Here is a 5747-nt window from a genome sequence, read left to right as displayed (position 1 = left end):
GGCGGTCATTACCGCCGCCATAAACTCAGCAGGATAATGCGCCTTCAGCCACAGCGTCTGGTAAGAGACAAGCGCATAGGCTGCGGAGTGCGATTTGTTAAATCCGTAACCGGCGAATTTCTCCACCAGGTCAAAGATTTTCATCGCCAGTTCGCCGTCTACGCCGCGCTTTTTCGCCCCTTCTTCAAAGGTGCCGCGCTGCTTAGCCATCTCTTCCGGCTTTTTCTTACCCATCGCACGACGCAGCATATCCGCGCCGCCAAGGGTGTACCCGGACAACTCCTGGGCAATCTGCATAACCTGTTCCTGATACAGGATAATGCCGTAGGTCGGCTCCAGTACCGGTTTCAGACACTCATGCTGCCATTGTACGTCCGGGTAGGAAATCTCTTCGCGACCATGCTTACGGTCGATAAAGTTATCTACCATCCCCGACTGTAGCGGACCAGGGCGGAACAGAGCCACCAGTGCGATCATGTCTTCGAAGCAGTCAGGCTGCAGACGTTTGATCAGGTCTTTCATACCGCGGGATTCAAGCTGGAAGACCGCCGTGGTCTCCGAGCGTTGCAGCATATCGAAGCTTTTCTTATCATCCAGCGGGATAGCCGCAATATCCAGCGGTGGCTCACCGTTCTTTTCACGGCGCGCGTTAATCATTTCCAGCGCCCAGTTGATGATGGTGAGCGTACGCAGGCCGAGGAAGTCGAACTTCACAAGACCGGCATATTCCACGTCGTTCTTATCAAACTGAGTAACCGGGTGCAGCCCCTGCTCATCGCAGTACAGAGGCGCAAAATCAGTAATTTTTGTCGGTGCGATAACCACACCACCGGCGTGCTTACCAGCGTTACGCGTGACGCCTTCCAGCTTACGCGCCATATCGATCAGCGCTTTAACCTCTTCATCTGCCTCATAGATTTCTGGCAGTTGGGGTTCGGCTTCAAAGGCTTTTGCCAGTGTCATGCCCGGATCGGGCGGCACCAGTTTCGAAATACGGTCAACGAAACCGTACGGATGTCCCAGCACGCGGCCCACGTCGCGGATAACCGCTTTTGCAGCCATCGTACCAAAGGTAATAATCTGCGAAACCGCATCACGACCGTACATTTCCGCCACGTGCTCGATAACCTGGTCGCGTTTCTCCATACAGAAGTCAACGTCGAAGTCGGGCATTGAGACACGTTCCGGGTTAAGGAAACGTTCGAACAGCAGGTCAAATTCCAGCGGATCGAGATCGGTAATTTTCAGCGCATAGGCGACAAGTGAGCCAGCGCCGGAACCACGTCCCGGGCCTACCGGTACGCCGTTATCTTTCGACCACTGGATAAATTCCATAACGATCAGGAAGTAGCCAGGGAATCCCATCTGGTTGATAACTTTAAGTTCAACTTCCAGACGTTCATCGTAAGGCGGGCGCTTCTGCGCACGAACTTCAGGGTCAGGGAACAAAAATTCGAGACGTTCTTCCAGCCCTTCGCGTGATTTCGCCACGAGGAAATCCTCGGTGGTCATATCGCCGGTCGGGAACTGCGGCAGGAAGTATTCGCCCAGACGCACCGTCACGTTGCAGCGTTTGGCTATCTCGACGGTGTTTTGCAGTGCTTCCGGAATATCGGAGAACAGCTCGCACATCTCATCTTCGCTGCGCATGTACTGCTGCGGCGAATAGTTACGCGGGCGTTTCGGGTCATCAAGGGTAAACCCGTCGTGGATTGCCACGCGGATTTCATGCGCATCGAAATCTCCGGTTTCCAGGAAGCGGACATCGTTAGTCGCTACCACCGGTAGACCACGCGTTTCGGCCAGTTCTACGGCTGCGTGCAGATAATTTTCTTCATCTTGCCTGCCGGTGCGAATCAGTTCGAGGAAATAGCAATTGGGAAAATGTTCTTCGTAAAACGCCACGCACTCGTCAACCAGTGCGCTATTGCCGCGCAGCAGGCTGCGTCCGACATCGCCCATGCGACCGCCGGAGAGCAAAATCAAACCTTCTTTTAGCTCAACCAACCAGTCCCGGTCGATAACCGGTCCTTCTGCGCCATAGCCGCGCTGATAGGCTTTCGAAATCAACAACGTCAGGTTCTGATAGCCGGTATTATTTGCGGCCAGCACGGTGAGCTGCGTGAGTTCATCGCCCAACAGCTCACTGCGGACATGAAAATCTGCGCCAACTATCGGCTTGATACCCGCGCCGTGGCCCGCTCCGTAAAACTTCACCAGACCACACAGGTTGGTAAAATCGGTGATCGCCAGCGCAGGCATGCCTAACGCGGCCGCCTTTTTCACCAGCGGCCCGGTTTTCGCCAGCCCATCGATCATGGAGTAGTCGCTGTGCACCCGTAGGTGGACGAAACGTGGTTCAGACATCTTCAGATTCCTTCGACACAAGAATCAGGACGAGAGTCCCAGTGCGCGTTTGACGGGGCCAAAGCTGCGGCGATGGTGCTCAGTCGCACCATGCAGTGCCAATTTTTCCAGATGAAATGCGGTTGGATAGCCTTTGTGCTGTGCAAAACCATACTGTGGAAAAACCGTATCCAGCGCCGCCATTTCAGCGTCACGGGTCACTTTTGCCAGAATCGATGCGGCGCTAATCTCTGCCACGCGGCTATCACCTTTGACCACCGCCATCGACGGTACCGGTAATGCCGGGCAACGATTGCCGTCAATCAGCACGTATTCGGGCGCAATATGCAAACCCGCAACCGCACGCTGCATGGCCAGCATGGTGGCATGCAAAATGTTCAGCTCGTCGATTTCATGCGGTTCCGCCCGACCCAGGCTCCAGCTTAACGCTTTTTCTTTAATTTCATCAAACAGCGCCAGGCGACGTTTTTCTGACAGTTTTTTTGAGTCGTTAAGACCGATAATAGGGCGAGCCGGATCCAGAATGACGGCAGCAGTGACGACTGCGCCAACCAAAGGGCCGCGCCCGACTTCATCCACACCCGCCACTAAATGCGTATGCGGATACACAAATTCAATCATTGCGCTAACTCCAGGACCGCATCCGCCGCCTGCTCATCAGCATTGCAACGGATCTGCTGGTGCAGTTCACGGAATGTGTCGTGCATCGCATGGCTGGTTTTACCATTTGCCAGCAATGGCAACAGCGCTTGCGACAGCGCCTGCGGTTCACACTCTTCCTGCAACAGCTCTTTAACCAGTTCTCTTCCCGCCAGCAGGTTAGGTAGCGAAACGTAATCCGTTTTCACCAGGCGCTTCGCCAGCCAAAAGGTGAAGGGTTTCATACGGTAGCCAACCACCATCGGGCATTTTGCCAGCATACACTCCAGCGCGGCGGTACCTGAAGCCAGCAGTGCGGCATCGCTGGCCACCATTGCTTCACGTCCCATACCATTGAGCAGATGTACAGAAAGCTCCGGTGCAACTTCCGCTTTAATGCGTTCAAACTGCTCGCGACGTTTGGCATTCACCAACGGCACCACCACTTCGAGATCCGGATAATGCTGGCGTAATAGCTGCGCCGTTTTCAGAAAATCGGCGCTGAGCATCTCCACTTCTGCACCGCGGCTTCCTGGCAGTAGCGCCAGGCAGTGAGCGTCATGAGGAATGCCCAGAACATCACGTGCCGCATTTTTATCCGGGTCCAACGGCATGGCATCCGCCATGGTATGACCGATAAAGCGGCACGGGACGTTAAATTTGTCATAAAACGCTTTTTCGAAAGGCAGAAAGGCCAGCACCATGTTGGTGGATCTGCCTATTTTGAAAACGCGTTTCTGTCGCCACGCCCAGACGGACGGACTGACATAATGAATGGTTTTAATGCCCTGTTTTTTCAAGTTCCCTTCGAGGGTAATATTGAAATCAGGCGCATCAATGCCGACGAAAACATCCGGCTTTAAGTCGGTGAATCGGCGAGTGAGGTCGGCACGAATATGCAGTAAACGGCGCAGGCGTCCGAGCACTTCAACAATGCCCATGACCGCCAGCTCTTCCATTTCGTACCAGGCTTCACAACCTTCGGCCTGCATCAGCGGACCCGCCACGCCAACAAAGCGCGCATTGGGAACGCGAGCCTTGAGTGCACGGATTAACCCTGCACCAAGAATATCGCCGGAGGTTTCTCCGGCGACGAGGGCAATCGTTAAAGGACGCTGTTCAGTCATTAACGAATCAGGCCACGCGTTGAGCGTTCAAAGAAGTCGCTGAAAGCCTGAACTTCGGGGTACTGTTTCGCCAGTTCCGCGATTTCTGGTTTCACTTCTTCCAGCGTTTTACCGCTACGGTACAACGCTTTGTAGGCGTTACGAATCGCGGTAATCGCTTCGCGGGTGAATCCACGACGCTTCAGACCTTCGATATTGACGCCAAACGGCGTCGCGTGGTTGCCCTGGGCGATAACGTACGGAGGCACGTCCTGGGCTACACCAGAACAGCCGCCAACCATCACATGCGCACCGATGATGCAGAACTGATGCACCGCAGTCATGCCGCCGATGATAACAAAATCATCAAGCGAAACATGTCCGGCAAGCGTGGCATTATTCGCCAGAATACAGCGGTTTCCTACCGTACAATCATGCGCGACGTGCGCATTAATCATCAGTAAGTTATCGCTGCCCACCTTCGTCACTCCACCGCCCTGCACTGTGCCACGATGAATGGTGACGCTTTCGCGGATGCGGTTGCGATCGCCAATTTCCACACGGGTCGGTTCACCAGCATATTTAAGATCCTGGTTAACTTCACCGATGGAGGCAAACTGATAGATCTCGTTATCGCGACCAATTTTTGTATGGCCATTCACGACAACGTGAGACTTCAGTACGGTACCCTCACCAATTTCAACATGGGGTCCAACAATACAAAATGGGCCAATGTGAGCATTGGCACCAATGCTGGCGCCCTCTTCTACAATGGCGGTCGGGTGAATAAAGGCGGATTTATCAATCACGTATCAGGCCTCCCGGCTACGGGCACACATCATCGTTGCTTCGCACACAACTTTACCGTCGACCAGCGCAACCCCTTTAAAACGGGTCAGGCCACGGCGCGTTTTCTCGAAAGTCACTTCCATGATCATCTGATCGCCAGGCACGACAGGACGCTTAAAGCGTGCTTCATCAATACCAGCGAAATAATACAGTTCGCCTGGTTCCAGTTTTCCTACGCTTTTAAACGCGAGGATACCGGTAGCCTGTGCCATCGCTTCCAGAATCAATACGCCAGGGAAAATAGGTTTACCCGGGAAGTGGCCCTGAAAGAAAGGCTCGTTAACGGATACATTTTTCACTGCGCGCAGAAAACGACCTTCTTCAAAATCCAGCACGCGGTCAACCAGCAGAAACGGAAAACGGTGCGGCAGAAGTTCTAAAATCTCTTCAATATGCAGAGTATGAGTGTTAGTAGTCAAAATACTCTTCCTGTCAAAATATACTAAAAGGCAATAATAACACGGCCTGTCGCAATCGTATGAATGGGACAGGCCGAAAAGTCAGACATGCAAAAACGGTGCTTTAGTCTTGTTGATTAACCTTGCGCTCAATCGCTTTGAGGCGCTTGCTCATATCATCAATATTCATCACCAGTGCAGCTGTTTTACGCCATACCTTGTTGGGTTGTAGCGGAATGCCTGAGGAGTAGACGCCAGGTTCAGTGATAGGACGCATCACCATACCCATGCCAGTTACCGTAACTTTGTCGCATATTTCCATATGCCCATTGATCACGCTGGCACCGCCAATCATGCAATAACGGCCAATCTTCAGGCTACCCGCCAT

5 protein-coding genes and 1 pseudogene are annotated in these 5747 nt (G+C 53.3%); all 6 read right to left on the bottom strand.

Translation table 11 applies throughout. The annotated features are described in order from the left end of the window. Positions 1 to 2367: DNA polymerase III subunit alpha (dnaE, locus tag FDW94_RS11450; RefSeq protein WP_249358449.1), on the bottom strand; the 2367-nt coding region annotated here is incomplete at its 3' end. A gap of 24 nt (positions 2368 to 2391) precedes the next feature. After that, positions 2392 to 2988 (bottom strand): ribonuclease HII, encoded by a 597-nt coding sequence (gene rnhB, locus FDW94_RS11445; RefSeq protein WP_003018518.1) that lies wholly within the window; start codon positions 2986 to 2988, stop codon positions 2392 to 2394. Next, complete coding sequence (gene lpxB, locus FDW94_RS11440) at positions 2985 to 4133, bottom strand: lipid-A-disaccharide synthase (protein ID WP_003829168.1); 1149 nt, start codon at positions 4131 to 4133, stop codon at positions 2985 to 2987. The genes rnhB and lpxB overlap by 4 nt, the downstream gene beginning before the upstream one ends. Further along, positions 4133 to 4921, bottom strand: coding sequence for an acyl-ACP--UDP-N-acetylglucosamine O-acyltransferase (gene lpxA, locus FDW94_RS11435; protein WP_003018525.1), 789 nt, complete (start codon positions 4919 to 4921; stop codon positions 4133 to 4135). The genes lpxB and lpxA overlap by 1 nt, the downstream gene beginning before the upstream one ends. Before the next feature lie 3 nt (positions 4922 to 4924). Next, positions 4925 to 5380: a 3-hydroxyacyl-ACP dehydratase FabZ gene (fabZ, locus tag FDW94_RS11430; RefSeq protein WP_003018528.1), complete on the bottom strand. Its 456-nt coding sequence runs from the start codon at positions 5378 to 5380 to the stop codon at positions 4925 to 4927. Positions 5381 to 5483: 103 nt separating this feature from the next. Continuing rightward, positions 5484 to 5747, bottom strand: a pseudogene (gene lpxD, locus FDW94_RS24150) (UDP-3-O-(3-hydroxymyristoyl)glucosamine N-acyltransferase); the annotation flags it as partial.

Origin of the sequence: Citrobacter sp. wls757 (assembly GCF_005280935.1) — a bacterium.
GTDB classification, from domain to species: domain Bacteria; phylum Pseudomonadota; class Gammaproteobacteria; order Enterobacterales; family Enterobacteriaceae; genus Citrobacter; species Citrobacter portucalensis.
The sequence above is the reverse complement of the archived record's forward strand: the minus strand, read 5'-3'. Positions and strand labels throughout refer to the sequence as shown.